The following is a 16847-nucleotide window of genomic DNA, read 5'->3' on the forward strand; positions in this document are numbered from 1 at the left end:
TTAAGTAAGTTATGTTTGCACACCAAATTCCTCTGGGTCTACACCCCAATTCACCCAGCTAATTGCTTCACGCGCTGAGTTTATATTTGGTGGAACTCGCAAGGCGTGAATAAAGCTTGTGCTAGGACAAGTCATTTTTAATAAATGAATTGATTCTTCATCAACATCAGCATCAATTTTTAATAGAGTGTATTCTTGCCAAGTATCTAATTCAATAGCTTGTAATTCTTGGCAAATTCGGGCGTAACCAATACCTTGAATTAATACTCGGCGTAGTTCGGCATTATACTCTGTTAAAAGCCATTGAGATTGCCATTGGTGCGGGTAAATCTTACCGTATTTTTCAGGTAAGGTTACACCGTGGTAGGAGTAGAGGCTATATCCATCAATAAATTCAATGGCGGGTTCGCCTTCAGCGTGGGGGCGATTTTCATTGTCGAAGCGTAGGTGAAGGGGGCGATCGCATATTATACAAAATTTTTCAAATGGAGAAAGCCAACCACAAAACCTTGATAAAGACTGTAAAGTTTCCCATCTTTTTTTACTGTAATAATAATTTAATACAGAAACGTAAAAATCCACATGACAACAACGATTCGCCAAATTTTGTAAATTTAACCAGAGACGATCTCCTAAATATATATTGAATTTAGGCTGATTTGGGAATTTATCTTCTAATACATATTCTCGTGGACTGAAACTTGGTTCAACAACAGTTAATTTTTCAAAAATCTGCGTATTTATTTGATGTGAAAATTCTCTATATTTATTAGTTAAACTTGCCGTAATATAGCCGCAAACCTTATCATTTAAACTTAGAAATTCTAGATTATTAAAACTTAAGTTAGGTAGCTTTTGATAAATAATTTTTAAACCAGCATAAGGACTTTCACAAAAAATAATTTCCGGATCTTGTTTATTGATAGCTGTATATGCAGCTTTGACAACTTCCGCAGCTTTTTCACGATCAATCCGTTCGGTCGAAAGCGCAATTTTCTGCCACTTTTCCCGATAAACTGGAATCAAAGCCTCTTGCTCAGGCGTTAAATTTTCAATCAGCGACATAACGCCAACCTTCAGGCTCGTATTCCCGTTGAATTTTCACCATCCAGTCACCTTGGGGAATAGAAATAGCTTTATGCTCTTCATGAGCTAGCAATGCCGACTCTGAGAAAACACGCAAGTAGAGTGTGCTATCTTTTTCGTATAATTCGGCGTTTCCCTCAGTAATGCGATGCTTATGACCCGTAACTTCGCCTTCTGCCAAAGTTAAGTGAGGTATTTTTTGTCCTTCAATTTGCTGCACAGGCAGTAAAATTACATCACCTTGACGAATTGGTTTCATAGTTTTGCTTTCCTGACATGGATACAAACCCTACTTCGCTTTTACTCTCAAATTTGGTTTAATTTTGGCACAAGCTATATGAAAGTGGGAATTGGGCATTGGTCAATAAAATAGTTATTTTTCCCTTCCTTCCCCATTCCCCACTCCCCATTCCCCAAATTTTAAAACTGTAGTCGCCAATTATGCGTTAGATAAGTTAAAGATTGAAATAGCTGGAAATTCACACCCAGCGTAGCCTTCTCTATCCTTTGGGACAGACTGGGCCACAAGTTCAGGGGATTTTCTCCCAAGCAGACAGTTTATGTGAGGATTAAATCACCGCCCTAAGCGCGACCTTTTATCTTGACAATTTGCAAAAATTACCTCAATTTGACTGTTTAGCTTAGTAGCTATTCTTTTTATTGAAATTTCCATGTCAACTCTCGTCATCGTCGAATCTCCAACCAAAGCTCGTACCATTCGCAACTACTTGCCAGCAGGCTATCGGGTGGAAGCGTCTATGGGTCATGTGCGTGACTTACCTCAGTCGGCTAGTGAAATTCCTGCTGCCGTCAAGGGGGAAACATGGGCGCAGCTAGGGGTAAATGTGGACGCCGACTTTGAACCGGTATATGTTGTCCCGAAAGACAAAAAGAAAATTGTCACCCAGCTTAAAGAAGCCCTTAAAGATGTAGATGAACTGATTCTGGCAACAGACGAAGACCGGGAAGGTGAAAGCATTAGTTGGCATTTATACCAATTGCTGAAGCCAAAAGTTCCGACTAAGCGAATGGTGTTTCACGAAATCACCCAAGAGGCGATCAAAAAAGCTCTAAAAAACTGCCGCAATATCGATGAGCAGTTGGTTCGCGCTCAAGAAACGCGGCGGATTTTAGATCGACTCGTGGGTTATACCCTATCTCCCCTGCTATGGAAGAAAATCGCCTGGGGATTATCTGCTGGGCGGGTGCAATCTGTAGCTGTGCGGCTTTTAGTCACTAGGGAACGCCAACGCCGCGCTTTCCATGAGGGTACATACTGGGATTTGAAAGCCAGTTTGTCAAAGGAAAAAACCCCCTTTGGTGCCCTGTTGGTAACATTGGCAGGAACCAAAATTGCTAACGGCAGCGATTTTGACGCAGCGACTGGAGAAATTATCGCAGGTCGTAATGTCTTGTTGCTCAACGAAGACCAAGCCGTAGCCCTCAAGGAACGCCTAACAGGGAAAACCTGGAGTGTTACCGACATCGAGGAACGCCCAGTGACGCGCAAACCGTCGCCACCGTTTACCACCTCGACGTTGCAACAAGAATCTAACCGCAAACTGCGCCTCTCAGCCCGCGACACGATGCGGGTTGCTCAGAATTTGTACGAACAAGGGTATATTACCTATATGCGGACAGATTCGGTGCATTTGTCAGATCAAGCGATCGCAGCTGCTCGGAGTTCTGTAGAAAAGCTTTACGGTCAACAATACCTCAGTCCCCAACCCCGGCAATACACCACCAAATCCAAAGGCGCACAAGAGGCGCACGAAGCAATTCGTCCAGCCGGCAGCACTTTTCGCACTCCCCAAGAAACTGGTTTAGGCGGTCGAGAACTTGCCGTTTACGATTTAATTTGGAAGCGGACTGTCGCCTGTCAAATGGCTGATTCCCGCCAAACTCAAATTAGCGTGCAATTGCAAGTTGAGGATGCTGGATTCCGTTCTTCTGGCAAACGGATTGAATTTCCTGGATATTTACGTGCTTACGTCGAAGGTTCAGATGACCCAGAAGCAGCACTGGAAGACCAGGAAGTAATTTTGCCCAATCTGAAAGTGGGAGATCATCCCAATTGTACAGATTTAGAAGCAGTTGGCCACGAAACTCAACCGCCAGCTAGATACACCGAAGCTTCTTTAGTGAAAACCTTAGAAAGTGAAGGTATCGGTCGTCCCAGTACCTACGCCAGCATCATTGGCACAATCATTGACAAAGGTTATGCCCATTTGGTGAGTAACGCTCTCATTCCTACCTTCACAGCTTTTGCCGTCACCGATTTGCTGGAAAAACATTTCCCAGACATCGTTGATCCCAGTTTTACCTCAAAGATGGAGCAAACCCTTGATGACATCGCCACAGGTGAAGCAAAATGGCTGCCCTACTTGCAGAAATTTTATCTGGGAGAAAAAGGGCTAGAAACCCTGGTAAAAGAACGGGAAAGTCAAATTGATGCCACCAAAGCTAGGACTGTAGAACTAGAGAATCTAGATGCCAAAGTCCGTATTGGTAAATATGGCCCATACATTGAAGTTACAAATGGTGAGGGGGTAATCACCGCCTCAATTCCCAAAGACTTGACACCAGCAGACCTCGACCCCAAACAGGTAGAAGTATTGCTGCGGCAAAAAACCACAGGCCCTGACCAGGTAGGTCGGCATCCCGAAACTGGTGAACCGATTTATGTGAAAATCGGTGCTTATGGGCCTTATGTTCAATTGGGCGATAAAACCGACGAAAACCCCAAACCGAAACAAGCTTCTCTACTCAAGGGTGTCACCCCAGAAACCGTTACCCTGGAAATGGCTGTTGGTCTGTTGGCACTACCCCGGACATTGGGAGTTCACCCAGTCACAGGCAGCAAAATCCAAGCAAGTTTGGGACGCTTTGGCCCTTATGTGGTTCATGACCAGGGTAAGGAAGGGAAAGATTACCGTTCCCTTAAAGCTGCTGACAATGTGTTGACAATTAGTCTAGAACGTGCATTAGAACTATTGTCAGAACCCAAAAAGGGACGTAGTTCCACCAACAGCAAGTCCAAGGCAGCCTTACGCGAATTAGGCCCACATCCAGAGGACGGGGAAACAATTAACATCTACGATGGCCCTTATGGTCCTTACATCAAGCATGGCAAAACTAATGTGAGTATCCCAGAAGGTCAAACTGTAGAAGATATAACTCTGACTGAGGCGCTTAACTTATTGGCAGCTAAGGCATCGACAACGAAATCGACTCGCAAAACGACTAAATCAACGACTTCTAAATCTAAGTCAACTGCTAAGTCAACTGCTAAGTCAACGACGGCTGCGAAAAAGAAAGTTACAGAAGGCTAACTTCAAGTCAACTAATTTTAGATTTTGGGTAACACCTTTGGTGCCCTTCCGGCGTAACTTGGATTTTGGATTAAAAGAATTAATTTTGGGGTTCATGCCCCGAGGCCACTTGCTTTATTCCGGGGAACCTGTCCACCCTAGTGGCTCCCCCTTGTAAGTAAATAAATCTAAAATCTAAAAGACGCTCCTACGGACGCTCGATGACTCGCTAACGCTAAGGGTACGCTATCGTAAATCTAAAATTCGTAGTCAAGAGTCCAAAGTCCGATCTTTAAACTCTTGACCCTTGATATTTATCCTTGATAGGATGCAGTTCTCTAGGTTGCAAGTGTGATACTCTAAAAAGTAAGGGAGAACACAACGCCAAATTTTAGAAGTGGCTTATGTCCCAAAAACGGGATTGTGTCTGTGCCCGGTTGGAAGCCAGAGGTACGACAATGTGCCATTTTCTGCGTACCTGTTAATCAAAATTTGAGGTAGTATCTCAGGAGCATTCAGTTCATGGACTATATAGAAAAGGTGCTGGAAAAGCTTAAGGAATTAGCACGCAGGCTGATTGAGAGCCTGTTAGGGCCAGAGGCTGAACCGGAACCGGAACTGATTCCGATTCCTGTGAACGATCGCTCGCGTCGTCGCCACTAGAGCCAAAGTGCTGAACTCGACATCACAACCCTTAAGCATTCTGGCACTGCATGGGCCAAACTTGAATTTGCTAGGACAGCGAGAACCAGGAATTTATGGTTCGTTGACACTAGCTGAAATTAACCGCCTGTTAGAAGAAGAAGGATTCAAGTTACAGGCGAAAGTTTTTCCCTTGCAGTCAAATCATGAAGGAATCTTAGTAGATACTATTCATGAGGCATTAGGACAACATCAAGGAATTTTGATTAATGCCGGAGCATATACTCACACAAGTGTGGCATTGCGAGATGCGATCGCGGCTGTTAACTTGCCCACAGTCGAAGTACATCTGAGTAATATTTACCGCCGGGAAGATTTTCGTCATCATTCGTACATCGCCCCAGTTGCGATCGGGCAAATAAGTGGTTTTGGCGTTCAAAGTTACTTGTTGGGCTTACAAGCTTTGGTAAATCATTTGAGAAAAGATTAAAAATAACTCAATTCTAGATTTGATATTTTGGATTTTGGATTAAATTATTCAATCCCAAATCTAAGTTACGCTAGAAGCGCACCAAAGGTGCAACCCAAAATCCAAAATTCTATGCGTTACTCTCCTATAAGTCGATTTAGAGGTACTTTTCTCGGAGCATTTATCGGGGGAAGTTTAACATCTGATGGTAAAATCCAGTCTCATAGTTACCTAGATTTAGGCAGAATGGCGATTCTGGGTACTGAGAGTTTAATTAACTTAGGTAAATTAGATTTAGATGATTGGATAGCGCGTCAGCAGCAAGAATCTCTTCATTTAGCAGCAGCTGATGATATATCGATAAAAATAATTATTGCCACACTACCAATAGCACTTTTTTTTCACGAAAATCCGATTAAGCTGCGACAAAACTTGCTGCGTGTACTTAAAATCTGGGAAGATGACCCAGTAGTAAGGGATGGAACACTCGCGGTAGCTTATGCGATATCTCTTGCCCTAACTGAAAAACTCGATCCTCTAACCCTCATCCCACAAACAATTTCTTTTCTTGGTGAAACACCGACATCCATACCAAAAAAATTATTAAAAGTCCAGAACTTATTAGGGCAAGGGGCAGGATTGTCAAGGGCGCAAGCTGAGTTTGTTAGGGAAGAAAAACTCAGTAACACTATTGCTATGGCATTTTACTCCTTTTTGAGTACCTTAGAAGACTTTCGCCTTGCGGTTTTGCAGGCTACTCACAATAGAAATTCTAAAGCGCAAGATGCTACATCTCTAAACTCACAGGCTACAGGAGCAATTACTGGTGCTTTATCAGGAGCATATAACGGTATAAGCGGAATTCCTGTCAATTGGCAAGTCTTGCTCTTGCAAAGGAATTCTCCTGTATGGGGATTAACTAGCTTTTCCCAAATGTTAAAATTGACCGATGTATTTGTGGCGGTGTGGTCAGGAGTGTATGATATTGACCTAAATCCCAGAGAGTTAACACAGGGATGTGAGGAGGCTTTGCTTTCAGTTTACGCAGCTCCCCGCGTTATTCGATCGCGTTAATTTTATTTCCAGCGAAAAATGGTGCGGGTACTAAACTCTCAAAATTAGCTTGATAAGCTGTTACGTATACAACTTGCACTATCAAGGCGGGCTTTTCGGCCCACCCCACAATCATATTGAAAAAATATTAGTGCAAATTAAAGGCACAACAGCTTAAAACATAATAAGACAAGCTTGAATTAAATCCAGCTACCGTCTCAATTAACTAGACAAGGGGCTTTTGCCCATTGCTACAGTGTACTAGTCTTATATACTAGAACTTTTCAGCAAACCTCAGACAGATTCTGTCAGTAGCTATTGTGACAAATTAGCTTTAATTAGCCTCCGTCACTGTAGTTGCAACAGTAGCAGATGAAATTTCCCTGATGATTGTCTTTTTTTTGAGCTATCAAAGTAGGCAATTGCAGGCAGAGATAATGAAAATGCAGGAATTTTTGCAGTTCTTAACCCAGCAATTGACTCACTGGCGGCGACAGTACAAAGGACTACGCCGTAAAGGAAAGTTAATGAGAAGTCCCAAAAGTAAAAGCGATAGAAAGGAACTTTTAGCAACTTTCCTGAAGAATGTAATCTTATTTTTATCCAAAAGCAATGACAAAAGCACTCGTCGAAAACAAGAAAGAGCGCTCCAGTCAAAGGCAAAATCGGTAACAACTAAGAGTAGTATTTATTCGGTCTGTTTAGATTGGGTGCATGAACACCGCTCTTTGGGAATTTTAGCGATCGCTGTATTATCCCTTACAGGCGTTATTGGGCAAAAATTATACAACCAAACTCAACTGCAACTAGGACATCCCGCACCCCAAACCATTACAGCGCCTTATACAGCTAAAATCGAAGATCAGAAAAAAACAGAAGCCGAGCGCAAAGCCGTCAGTGGAAGCTCCTTACAAGTGTTGATGCTAGATGCGCGAATGAACGAACAAATCAACGAAAATTTGCAACAACTTCTAGATGATGGTAACGAAATTCGCGCTGTTGCTGGAGCTTTTCCTTTTTTTGATTCTGTAGTTTTGCCCATCTCTACCCAGCGTTATCTCCGCTCTTGTAATGACTCAGAATGGCAAGCACTGCTATTAGCCGTAGAAAATAGTAAAAATCAGCAAAAGAAAGGAACAGGACAAACCGCCTCATCCCGTTCATCATCTATAGCTGCATCCAATCAGGAACGCCAACCGCGCACAACACCACAGAAAACAGAGCCAGTTGATTTTTCTCAAAGTACTGATTTTACTCAAGCAGTTGCAGAACTAGAATCTTACCGCGTCACAACTTCTGAGAAAAACTTGTCTTTACTGATTGCCCAAATTTCCCAAACACGCAAAAGATACACCGAAGCGACTACCAAACTTTTACAGTTAGAGACTGTTACCCCAGAAGCAGTATACGAAGAATCATTCCTTTTGGATTTGTCAGATGTGGAGTGGGAAAAAACACAAATGGGAATCCATCAGAGTGCAGAGCGGATTCTCACCCAAGGCATCCCACAGGGACTGCCAAAAAATATCTTACAGGATGCGGTGAGTTTGCAATTGCAATCCTTTGTACCAGAATCCGCCGAACCTTTGGCAAAGAACCTGTTGCTCGCTGTACTCAAGCCGAATCTGCAAAAAGATGAAGAAGAAACGAGAGAAAATGCTCAAAAGGCTGCTGCTGGAGTGCCACCTGTGATGGTGAAGGTGCGGCATGGTGAGGTAATTGTCAAAAGAGGAGAGCAGATTACTGCATGGGACTTAGAGGTGCTGGAGCATTATCACCTGGTTCGCCGAGAAGTAAAATGGCGGGGGTTGTTGAAGTTAGGAGGGGTGATAGCGATCGCCATTGGCATTTTTGTCTGGGTAGAACGCCATGTTGATTATGAATTACGACAACGCGATCGCCTATTGGTGTTATTGCTAACTCTGAGTGTGCCAGGATTGGTGACAATGGGATTGCCTTACACCACTTGGAGCGCCCTTGGTTTATTGTTGGGAAGCTTCTACGGGCCGACTTTGGGGTTAACAGTTATTGGACTGCTGTTGCCGATATTAGCTGTTACCTTGGATATGAGCAAAGCTGCGCTTTTAGCTGGTGCTGGTGGGGCAATATTAGGTAGTTACATCGCGCAACGATTGCGATCGCGGGAAGAATTGGCATTATTAGGGGTTGCGATCGCTTTAACTCAGGGCGGTATTTACCTGGTTGTTAAAATCTTAATTGGTCAAGCATTTGGTTCAACCTGGTATCTCGTCCTCCGAGAAGCCGGCTTTTTTGCTTTATCTGGTTTAGGCTGGAGTGTTGTAGCTTTAGGGTTGAGTCCTTATCTCGAAAAAGTTTTCGATTTGGTCACTCCCATCCGTTTAGCAGAGTTAGCGAACCCGAACCGCCCTTTATTAAAACGACTCGCTACAGAGACTCCTGGAACTTTTCAACACACGTTATTTGTAGCTACCCTTGCCGAAGCTGCTGCCAAAGAACTAGGATGCAATGTTGAACTAGTTAGGGCTGGGACATTATATCATGATATTGGCAAAATGCACGACCCACTTGGATTTATTGAAAATCAAATGGGGGGGCCGAATAAACATGATACAGAGATTAAAGACCCTTGGAAGAGTGCAGAGATTATCAAAAAGCACGTAACAGAAGGGTTAGTGATGGCGCGTAAACACCTTTTGCCGACAGCGATTCAAGCTTTTATTCCAGAGCATCAGGGAACGATGGTAATTGCCTATTTCCATCACCAAGCCCAGCAAATGGCTCAGTCAGATCCAAGTTTAACAGTAGACGACGCAGATTTTCGCTACGATGGCCCGATTCCCCAATCGCGGGAAACCGGAATTGTGATGTTAGCGGACTCTTGCGAAGCAGCGCTGCGATCGCTGCAAGCATCAAGTTCGGGTAAGCGTGTGGGAGAGAAGCGATCGCTTAAAGATGTCTCCACCGAACAAGCTTTAACAATGCTGAATAATATTCTGCGTGCGAAATGGCAAGACAATCAACTCGTTGATTCCGGATTAAAACGGGAAGAGATGTCACAAATTGCCCAGATATTTGTGGATGTTTGGCAGCAATTTCATCACAAACGGATTGCTTATCCGAAGTTGAAGGCTAGTAACACTGTGCGGAATTCGTAATTAAAGATTTCAAAGATTTGGAATTTTTATTTCCTAACTTCTCAATTTTAAAATATGAATAAATTATTAGGATTTAAACAAAAATAACTACTTTAACTATTCGTTTACCAGACGAAAAACACAACAGATTAAACTGTGATAATAGCAAAAATAAAACCGCCCTCAGCTTATAGGCGGTTTTATTTTTGCTACTGTTGAATACTTACTAATCGAAGATTTTTTTCAACCCATAAGCTACTAATTCTACAACTGTACCTGCGGCTATCACAGGAGCAGCAACAATAGCTACAGATGTACCACCTACGGCTGAACCCATGCCTCTTAATGTCGCTGCAACACCCACACCTGCTGCATAACAGGCTGCTTCTGCTGGATTTTTTTTATTATTGTTACTCATTAGTAATACTGTTGACTTAACGTATTAATATTATCTAGTACCATGTTTGACATTCAACAGTATTCTTTCTGTACTTTTCGTGAATTATATGTGAACTATGAGAAGACACATCAAATATCTGGTCAGTGGGTAACTTAGTTGAACTTCTAGCCATTCATTAACTGAACAAGAAAAAACCAGTCGATTTTTTTCGACTAATTTGACAACCTCCTAACAAGAAACAATACTTACTCCTCAACCCTGAGATTGATATTCTCCTATATATTGCCAATGTTTTTTAGTTAATCGCTCGTTATCGTCAACCCACCAAACCCAGATATGTGTATCAAGTATAATCATTGCAAAAATTCTCGCTTCGACCCCGATCGCTTTGCACCACCTCGTAAAGAAGACAAGAAACATCCCTTAGCATTAGTGGGTTTTGGTCATGGTTCGCATAGTTGTTTAGGCATGGAATTTGCCCAATCAGATTCAGCAGAGTTTGAGGATTATGTCTTTATGGTTCTCAGACTTCTCGGTATACATAACTTGTATCAATACGATAAAAAAATCAAGCTGGTAGAGCGGATGGTTTCTTTATAATTGGAAGCCTTGCAGTAATGTATGATTGTACGCTGAGAAGAAATTTTGATGAACACAAAAAAGAGCATATTGAAAACTATGTAAATAAATTAAAAAATTCTCAGATGACAATTGATGTCAGACTAACAGATGGTGGAGGAAGGAAAAAAACACTCCAAATTCAGGGTAAAAATCGTCAAGTTTGGATAATTACTCAAGAGAGTACTAGAGAATTATATGATGTTGATGGTATTCGTATTAAGGAAATTTCAGTACAAAATTTAATTCAGATATTTAATAAAAGATTGTACTCAGATGCCTTTGAAGAAGATGAATTATCTGCACAACTTGCAGTAATTGATAAAACTTGATTTTACTCTAATTTGTATACTAAGGTAGAAGCTCATCTAGATAGATGGTCAACCAAATGCTACGCTACAGTTAGCAAGATTGAGAGGCAACTATGACTGCCCTGATTCTAAACCTCAGCCCCACCATTGAACTAACAGATGAGCAGTTCTTCCAACTGTGTCAAAATAATCGAGATTTGCGACTTGAGCGCACGGCAGAGGGAGAATTAATTATCATGCCACCAACTGGATGGGAAAGCGGAAATCGTAATAGTAGACTGACACAGCGTTTAGGTAATTGGACTGACGCTGATGGTACAGGACTATCTTTTGATTCTTCTACAGGTTTCAAACTCCCCAATGGTGCAAACCGCTCTCCCGATGCGTCTTGGGTGAGCCGGGAGCGATTAGAAGCCCTAAATCCCGACCCTGCTAAATTCCTACCGCTTGCTCCCGATTTTGCGGTAGAGTTACGCTCTGCTTCAGACAGCTTAAAAACTGTGCAACAAAAAATGCAGGAGTACATTGAGAATGGTGTGCGTTTAGGTTGGCTGATTGATCCGCAGAACCAACAGGTAGAAATTTACCACCCAGGACAGGAAGTTGAGGTTTTGCGATCGCCTACCAGCTTATCAGGTGAAGATGTATTGCCTGGATTTATACTGGATTTGGCACAGATTTTGAGTTAAGCGATCGCAGTTTCCCAATATTCAATCCCTAATCCTCACTACGTCGCACCCCAGCCAAAATAAAATTAACTGCTGCTTGACTATGCTGATCAATCATTTCTGGACTCAGTAGTTGCAAATCAGGTCTAGTATGCTTGATGTTTTCGTAAGCGTTGAAATATAAATTACAAACCCCAATAATATGCAGAGTTGTGAGAAATGGATCGATCTGACGGAAACAACCTTCAGCCATTCCCCGTTCTAAAATCTTGATCAGATAGCTAAAATTTTCTTGCCAATTTGCCTGTTTAAAATACTTTCCCTGATTTTGGTTGGCTTCTTGAAACCAAAGCATCCCTCTGTGTGGGTGAGCAGCTTCGTAAGCGATCGCTTCTTTGACAAGCACCTTCAACGCCTCCTCTGGTGGGAACTGATCCAAATTTAGCTGCTTAAACCCTTCGTGCATCTCCACCGCCGGACGTTGCAGAACAGCTTCATATAGTCCTTCCTTGCTCTGGAAGTAGTAGTAAATCATCGCTGTGGTGACACCTGAACCTCTAGCGATCGCTCCTGTCCGCGCCCCACTAAGTCCATTTCTAGCAAACTCTGCTTCCGCTGCATCGAGAATCTGCTTTTTCGTCGCTTCTGCATCGCGCACCTGACGCGGCTTTTTAGCTGAGAATTTTGACTGCGTTGAACGACCCACGTTGCTCCATCATCATAACGAAAACATATTAACTAAAAAATTCGTTAGTAGTTGACACAGAAGATGAAATTTATTAAGTTAGTACTAACTAAAAAATTAGTTAGTTAATTGCATGATTTAGCAATGCAGTAGCCATTAGCCGAGCAAATGCGCGGTTGTATTAGTTCGTCCATTGCAGACAAGACTTTATATCACAATTTATATTCAAAAAAGTGATGTAGGACAGGCAACACCAAGTTTTAATATTGCGTGACGTTTTACTAACTCATCTAGCGATTTTTCAAGAAATTATCAATATTTTGGAGGAAAAATGGAAGCAATTTTACCAGGTGCGCCTTGGCTAATCGCGCACAAATCTACATTAGGAGTCAATAAACCCAATAAAATAACTTTAAATGGACAGGATTATGTCATTTGGCAAAACCAAAAAGGCGAAGTTTTTGCCCTTGATAATATCTGTCCACACATACAGGCTCCATTATCAGACGGCTGGGTTTGCCAAGAAAGAGATACTATTACTTGCCCTTTTCATGCACTAGAATTTGATGGACAAGGTAGACTACAGCAAGGAGATAAAAAAGACACTCAGCCAATTATCAAAACATTAAAGCTAATTATTAGCAATGATTGTATCTGGACTTATGCTGGATTTGAGCCAAGATTACCAATTCCAGATTTGCATCAAAAAATTGTCGATGAATACGAGTTTCTGGGAGTAACTGGGGATAAAAGTATTCAGGGTGAGTTTTTGACTAACCTGATGGTTAACTATGACTATAATCACCAAAATGGTACTCATAAAGAACTATTTAAAATTACAACTTGTAATGTCAGTGCTTTTGAAGAAAAAGGATATTATGCCACAGTTAAACAAGAACTGATTAGAGCCAACAACACGCTAGGAGAAATTATCAAAAATCCTGTTTTGGGAATCTTTCCTAAAAGACTTTCTAACACACTAGAATACGCATTTCCTTCAACTACAGCTTTTTTTGCTAAAACGCCGATTGGTGATATTGCTCAAATTCATATTCTCTACCCTGAAACAGATAAAATCACCAAAACTTTCATTTTGATGTATGCCAAAGTCGTCAATCCTTTGATGAAATTTCTGTTTAAAAACTCAGTTTTACAAGTAGCAGCTACAGTCATTCAACAGGATACAGGTGCAGTTGAAACTTTGTATCCTCGGCAAAAACCGAAAATTAGATTGCCAAATGAAGAGATTATGTTCTACGCAGAAAAACTTTACCGTGATTGGTAATTTAGATTTGCAAAGCCTAACTAAGTTTTAGAATTAAGTAGATACTGTAGCTAATTCCTGCTAGAGGTACTTAAATATGCAGCAGCTAAAATCCGCCGAAGAAATTCCTGGTAGCTATGGCTTACCCATTTTGGGGGAGACTTTGGAAATATTTAGGGATTCAGAGTTGTATTTATGGCGACGATTCCAGCAGTATGGGTCAGTTTTTAAGACGAGCGTTATGGGGCGTAAACGTGCTTATTTAATTGGCCCTAGTGCTAATCGGTTGGTACTGGTGGAACAGGCGGAAAATATGTCGTCGCGGATAGGGTGGTATTTCCTAGAATCGACATTTGGCAATAATATTTTATTACAAGATGGGGAAGAACATCGCCTAACTCGTCGCTTGATGTATCCAGCATTTCACGGAAAAGCGATCGCTACATACTTCGATACCATTCAAAATATTGTGCAAGACTTCCTCGAAAATTGGGGAGAACGGGGAACGATTTCCTTAAATTCTAGTTTCCGTCAGCTTACCCTGATGGTTGCGACTCGCCTATTTTTGGGAAGTCAGAACAAAAGTGAAGTTGAGCAAACCAGTCAGTGGTTTACACAACTGTTAGATAGCAGTATGGCGATATTTAAATGGAATGTCCCCTTTACTTTATATGGTCGCGGTCAAAATGCTAGGGGTAAATTAGTGGCTTTCTTGCGTGAAGCGATCGCCCAGCGTATCGAGCAGGGTAACTTAGAAGAATCAAAAGATGTTTTGGGATTGCTGCTAGCGGCTGTTGATGAAGACGGCAATAAGTTGAGCGAAACACAGGTAATCAACGAAGCATTACTATTGCTATTTGCTGGACATTAGACAACAGCCTCATTACTGACTTGGGTAATATTTGAATTAGGTAATCACCCAGAATGGCGAGAGCGGCTGCGCCAAGAACAATTAGCAGTTGTGGGAAATAATCCCCTTAGCCTGTCTCATCTCAAACAACTTCCAGATTTAACTAACGTACTAAAAGAAGCAGAAAGACTCTATCCGCCAGTGTATGCCTATAATCGTGGTGTCCTCAAGGATATTGAGTATGGAGGCTATCGCATCCCAGCAGGTTGGTTTGTGACTATTTCGCCGATGCTGACTCACCGTTTACCAGAACTGTACACCGAACCCGATCGCTTCGACCCCGATCGCTTTGCACCACCTCGTGAAGAAGATAAGAAACATCCCTTAGCATTAGTGGGTTTTGGTCATGGTTCGCACAGTTGTTTAGGTATGGAATTTGCCCAAATGGAAATGAAAATTGTGCTTTCCACACTACTTCGCCATTACGACTGGACAGTAAAACCGGATTATTCTGCGATCGCTCCAGTTCGTCAGCCTTCTAAAATTAAAGATACTCTCCAAGCATATATTGAGCCTTTGGTGATCAAGCAGCCCTTGAATAGTCAAACATAAATCTTTGATGAAACAAATCGATTTTGTGCGTTTAGAGACGCATAGTTTTGCGTCTCTAAACAGGTTGATACTGAAAGTGTTAGACAGTAAATGTGATACCAGGAGTGATAGCACTTAAGCTGACATCCTCAGCGACAGCAATCACATCACCGAAAATTGGCGAACCGAAGAAGATGACCGTATCTAAGATAGATGAGTCATTTGAAAAAATACCACTACCAATACTATTATTAGTATTGAAGTTTTGCTGTACAAATGTGTAATCGCTAGCAGAACCGCTAAGAGTGATCTTGTCCCCATCTGTTAGAGAGAAATCTGTGATTACAGCATGACCAGCTTGCCGATAGGAGTCACGTAAGCTGAACGTATCAACAGATTGAACCCCTTGAAATAAAACTCCTCCTGTTAAAACATCTATCTCTCCGCTATTAAAATTACCACCACCACTGAGGGTATCATTACCCTTACCTCCCGACAGAATATCATTGCCAGAGTCACCATTTAGGCGATCGTTACCTGCATTTCCCTCAACGCGATCGTTGCCTAATCCGCCAAATAATACATCGTTACCGCTACCGGCTAGCAGAATATCGCTGCCATCGCGACCATTAAGAATTACGCTGACATTTTGGCTGGCACGACTGGCATCTATGCGATTGCTGCTATCTCCTCCTTGGATTTCGACGTTTTCAATACCTTGGAGGGTATCAGTTCCTGTGGCTGAATCATCGAGATTGGCTCCAGGGCCAAACTTACCACCTTTGAGTTGGCTTTTATTTGGGTCATTTGCAAATGAGAAAAGCTCAAAGTTATTGTCGCCCTGTATGAATAGGAAGTCTTCACCTGCTCCCCCGATGTATTGGTCATCACCTGCTCCATCAAAGGCACTATCGGAAAAACTATCTCTCCCGCTTCCACCTTGGATAAAGTCATTTCCTTGTCCACCATTAAAATTATTGTTGTCATTTCCCCCTATAAGGGTGTCATTGCCATTATTGCCACGCAGGAAGTTAAATCCCGCTCCTCCTACTATGCTGTCATTCCCATCACCACCGTTGATTTGATCAAGACCACGGCTACCTATGATAGTGTCATTACCTGCATCACCAAAGAGAAAAGTTCGCCCTGTCAACAGAGCCTGAGACGCATTAATTGTGTCATTACCCGAAGTACCAGTAAGCCTGACATTCTCAACCTCAGAAAATTGGTGAGCTAAATTACCGACAAACAGCTGATTATTGGTCAAGAAATAATTTGAGGCTCCCTCAACACGCAGTTCGTCATCACCTGCACCGCCAATCAGGGTATCACCAACATCACCGATAGCCGGAAATTTCCCGTTTTGAGCGATGAGAATATCGTTACCTGCACCGCCATTAACGCGATTGTTTCCCGTTCCACCGATAAGAGTGTCATTGTCATCGCCGCCGTTGAGAGTATCGTTACCCGCGCCACCATCAAGGGTGTCTTTGTTAAATCCACCATCAAGAGAGTCGTTACCAAGCGATCCTGATAGAGAATCATTGCCAAAGTTGCCTATTAGAGTATCATTGCCTGCGCCACCAAAAACCGTATCGTTACCCGTTAGAGCATCGATTCTATCGTTTGCTCCATCAGCTATAATTCTGTCGTCAGCAGGGGTTATAGTTCCACTAATAATCGCCATAATCTTTGTATTTCCTTTGATTTACTTGTAAGTTTGTGTATTGTTTTCTTGATTTAGACTTTGGACAAATTTTCTAAAAAAGCTAGATTTGTCCAA

Annotated in this window: 14 protein-coding genes and 1 pseudogene; 10 read left to right on the forward strand and 5 right to left on the reverse strand. The window is 42.2% G+C overall.

The annotated features are described in order from the left end of the window. Positions 1 to 9: 9 nt before the first annotated feature. Both V7K69_RS22055 and V7K69_RS22060 read right to left on the reverse strand, forming a co-directional pair. A complete protein-coding gene (locus V7K69_RS22055; RefSeq protein WP_335038236.1) occupies positions 10 to 1065 on the reverse strand; it encodes a DUF6745 domain-containing protein in 1056 nt (351 codons plus the stop codon). After that, entirely contained in the window at positions 1052 to 1345 is a 294-nt protein-coding gene (locus V7K69_RS22060) for a hypothetical protein (protein ID WP_193866988.1), read from the reverse strand. The genes V7K69_RS22055 and V7K69_RS22060 overlap by 14 nt, the downstream gene beginning before the upstream one ends. Positions 1346 to 1757: 412 nt before the next feature. On the opposite strand from V7K69_RS22060, the gene topA reads away from it, so the two are divergent. The 5 genes from topA (at position 1758) to V7K69_RS22085 (ending at position 9698) form a co-directional block, all read left to right on the forward strand. Beyond that, positions 1758 to 4418, forward strand: a complete 2661-nt coding sequence (gene topA, locus V7K69_RS22065; protein WP_335038240.1) for a type I DNA topoisomerase — start codon at positions 1758 to 1760, stop codon at positions 4416 to 4418. Positions 4419 to 4919: 501 nt separating this feature from the next. Further along, positions 4920 to 5060, forward strand: coding sequence for a hypothetical protein (locus V7K69_RS22070; RefSeq protein ID WP_012410890.1), 141 nt, complete (start codon positions 4920 to 4922; stop codon positions 5058 to 5060). A 7-nt stretch (positions 5061 to 5067) separates the two neighbouring features. Then, complete coding sequence (gene aroQ / locus V7K69_RS22075; protein WP_335038242.1) at positions 5068 to 5529, forward strand: type II 3-dehydroquinate dehydratase; 462 nt, start codon at positions 5068 to 5070, stop codon at positions 5527 to 5529. A gap of 111 nt (positions 5530 to 5640) precedes the next feature. Further along, positions 5641 to 6582: an ADP-ribosylglycohydrolase family protein gene (locus V7K69_RS22080; RefSeq protein WP_335038244.1), complete on the forward strand. Its 942-nt coding sequence runs from the start codon at positions 5641 to 5643 to the stop codon at positions 6580 to 6582. 416 nt (positions 6583 to 6998) lie between these two features. Further along, a complete protein-coding gene (locus V7K69_RS22085; protein ID WP_335038364.1) occupies positions 6999 to 9698 on the forward strand; it encodes an HD family phosphohydrolase in 2700 nt (899 codons plus the stop codon). Positions 9699 to 9903: 205 nt separating this feature from the next. On the opposite strand, the gene V7K69_RS22090 is transcribed toward V7K69_RS22085, so the two are convergent. Continuing rightward, positions 9904 to 10095 (reverse strand): hypothetical protein, encoded by a 192-nt coding sequence (locus V7K69_RS22090; protein ID WP_335038246.1) that lies wholly within the window; start codon positions 10093 to 10095, stop codon positions 9904 to 9906. A gap of 318 nt (positions 10096 to 10413) precedes the next feature. On the opposite strand from V7K69_RS22090, the gene V7K69_RS22095 reads away from it, so the two are divergent. The 3 genes from V7K69_RS22095 to V7K69_RS22105 all read left to right on the forward strand — a co-directional run bounded on the left by V7K69_RS22095 (position 10414) and on the right by V7K69_RS22105 (position 11695). Further along, positions 10414 to 10677: a cytochrome P450 gene (locus V7K69_RS22095; protein WP_335038248.1), complete on the forward strand. Its 264-nt coding sequence runs from the start codon at positions 10414 to 10416 to the stop codon at positions 10675 to 10677. Positions 10678 to 10694: 17 nt separating this feature from the next. Further along, positions 10695 to 11027 carry a hypothetical protein gene (locus tag V7K69_RS22100; protein WP_335038251.1) on the forward strand — a complete coding sequence of 111 codons (333 nt, stop codon included), beginning with the start codon at positions 10695 to 10697 and terminating at the stop codon, positions 11025 to 11027. A gap of 92 nt (positions 11028 to 11119) precedes the next feature. Then, positions 11120 to 11695 (forward strand): Uma2 family endonuclease, encoded by a 576-nt coding sequence (locus tag V7K69_RS22105; protein ID WP_335038253.1) that lies wholly within the window; start codon positions 11120 to 11122, stop codon positions 11693 to 11695. A gap of 28 nt (positions 11696 to 11723) precedes the next feature. Here the strand turns inward: V7K69_RS22105 and V7K69_RS22110 are convergent, their stop codons facing one another. Next, positions 11724 to 12380, reverse strand: a complete 657-nt coding sequence (locus V7K69_RS22110) for a TetR family transcriptional regulator (RefSeq protein WP_335038255.1) — start codon at positions 12378 to 12380, stop codon at positions 11724 to 11726. A gap of 310 nt (positions 12381 to 12690) precedes the next feature. Between V7K69_RS22110 and V7K69_RS22115 the strand changes: the two genes are divergently transcribed. Then, on the forward strand, positions 12691 to 13644 hold the full coding sequence (locus V7K69_RS22115) for a Rieske 2Fe-2S domain-containing protein (protein ID WP_335038257.1): 954 nt from the start codon (positions 12691 to 12693) through the stop codon (positions 13642 to 13644). 76 nt (positions 13645 to 13720) lie between these two features. Then, positions 13721 to 15085 (forward strand): annotated as a pseudogene (locus tag V7K69_RS22120) (cytochrome P450). A 79-nt stretch (positions 15086 to 15164) separates the two neighbouring features. Here V7K69_RS22120 and V7K69_RS22125 read toward each other — a convergent pair. Continuing rightward, positions 15165 to 16751 (reverse strand): calcium-binding protein, encoded by a 1587-nt coding sequence (locus tag V7K69_RS22125; protein WP_335038259.1) that lies wholly within the window; start codon positions 16749 to 16751, stop codon positions 15165 to 15167. Positions 16752 to 16847: the final 96 nt, after the last annotated feature.

The organism is Nostoc sp. (assembly GCF_036917775.1).
Lineage (GTDB): Bacteria > Cyanobacteriota > Cyanobacteriia > Cyanobacteriales > Nostocaceae > Nostoc.

Coding starts and splice junctions, on each gene's coding strand:
- V7K69_RS22055 (WP_335038236.1), bottom strand. CDS start 1,065: ATGTCGCTGATTGAAAATTTAACGCCTGAGCAAGAGGCTTTGATTCCA.
- V7K69_RS22060 (WP_193866988.1), bottom strand. CDS start 1,345: ATGAAACCAATTCGTCAAGGTGATGTAATTTTACTGCCTGTGCAGCAA.
- topA (WP_335038240.1), top strand. CDS start 1,758: ATGTCAACTCTCGTCATCGTCGAATCTCCAACCAAAGCTCGTACCATT.
- V7K69_RS22070 (WP_012410890.1), top strand. CDS start 4,920: ATGGACTATATAGAAAAGGTGCTGGAAAAGCTTAAGGAATTAGCACGC.
- V7K69_RS22080 (WP_335038244.1), top strand. CDS start 5,641: ATGCGTTACTCTCCTATAAGTCGATTTAGAGGTACTTTTCTCGGAGCA.
- V7K69_RS22085 (WP_335038364.1), top strand. CDS start 6,999: ATGAAAATGCAGGAATTTTTGCAGTTCTTAACCCAGCAATTGACTCAC.
- V7K69_RS22090 (WP_335038246.1), bottom strand. CDS start 10,095: ATGAGTAACAATAATAAAAAAAATCCAGCAGAAGCAGCCTGTTATGCA.
- V7K69_RS22095 (WP_335038248.1), top strand. CDS start 10,414: ATGTGTATCAAGTATAATCATTGCAAAAATTCTCGCTTCGACCCCGAT.
- V7K69_RS22100 (WP_335038251.1), top strand. CDS start 10,695: ATGTATGATTGTACGCTGAGAAGAAATTTTGATGAACACAAAAAAGAG.
- V7K69_RS22105 (WP_335038253.1), top strand. CDS start 11,120: ATGACTGCCCTGATTCTAAACCTCAGCCCCACCATTGAACTAACAGAT.
- V7K69_RS22115 (WP_335038257.1), top strand. CDS start 12,691: ATGGAAGCAATTTTACCAGGTGCGCCTTGGCTAATCGCGCACAAATCT.
- V7K69_RS22125 (WP_335038259.1), bottom strand. CDS start 16,751: ATGGCGATTATTAGTGGAACTATAACCCCTGCTGACGACAGAATTATA.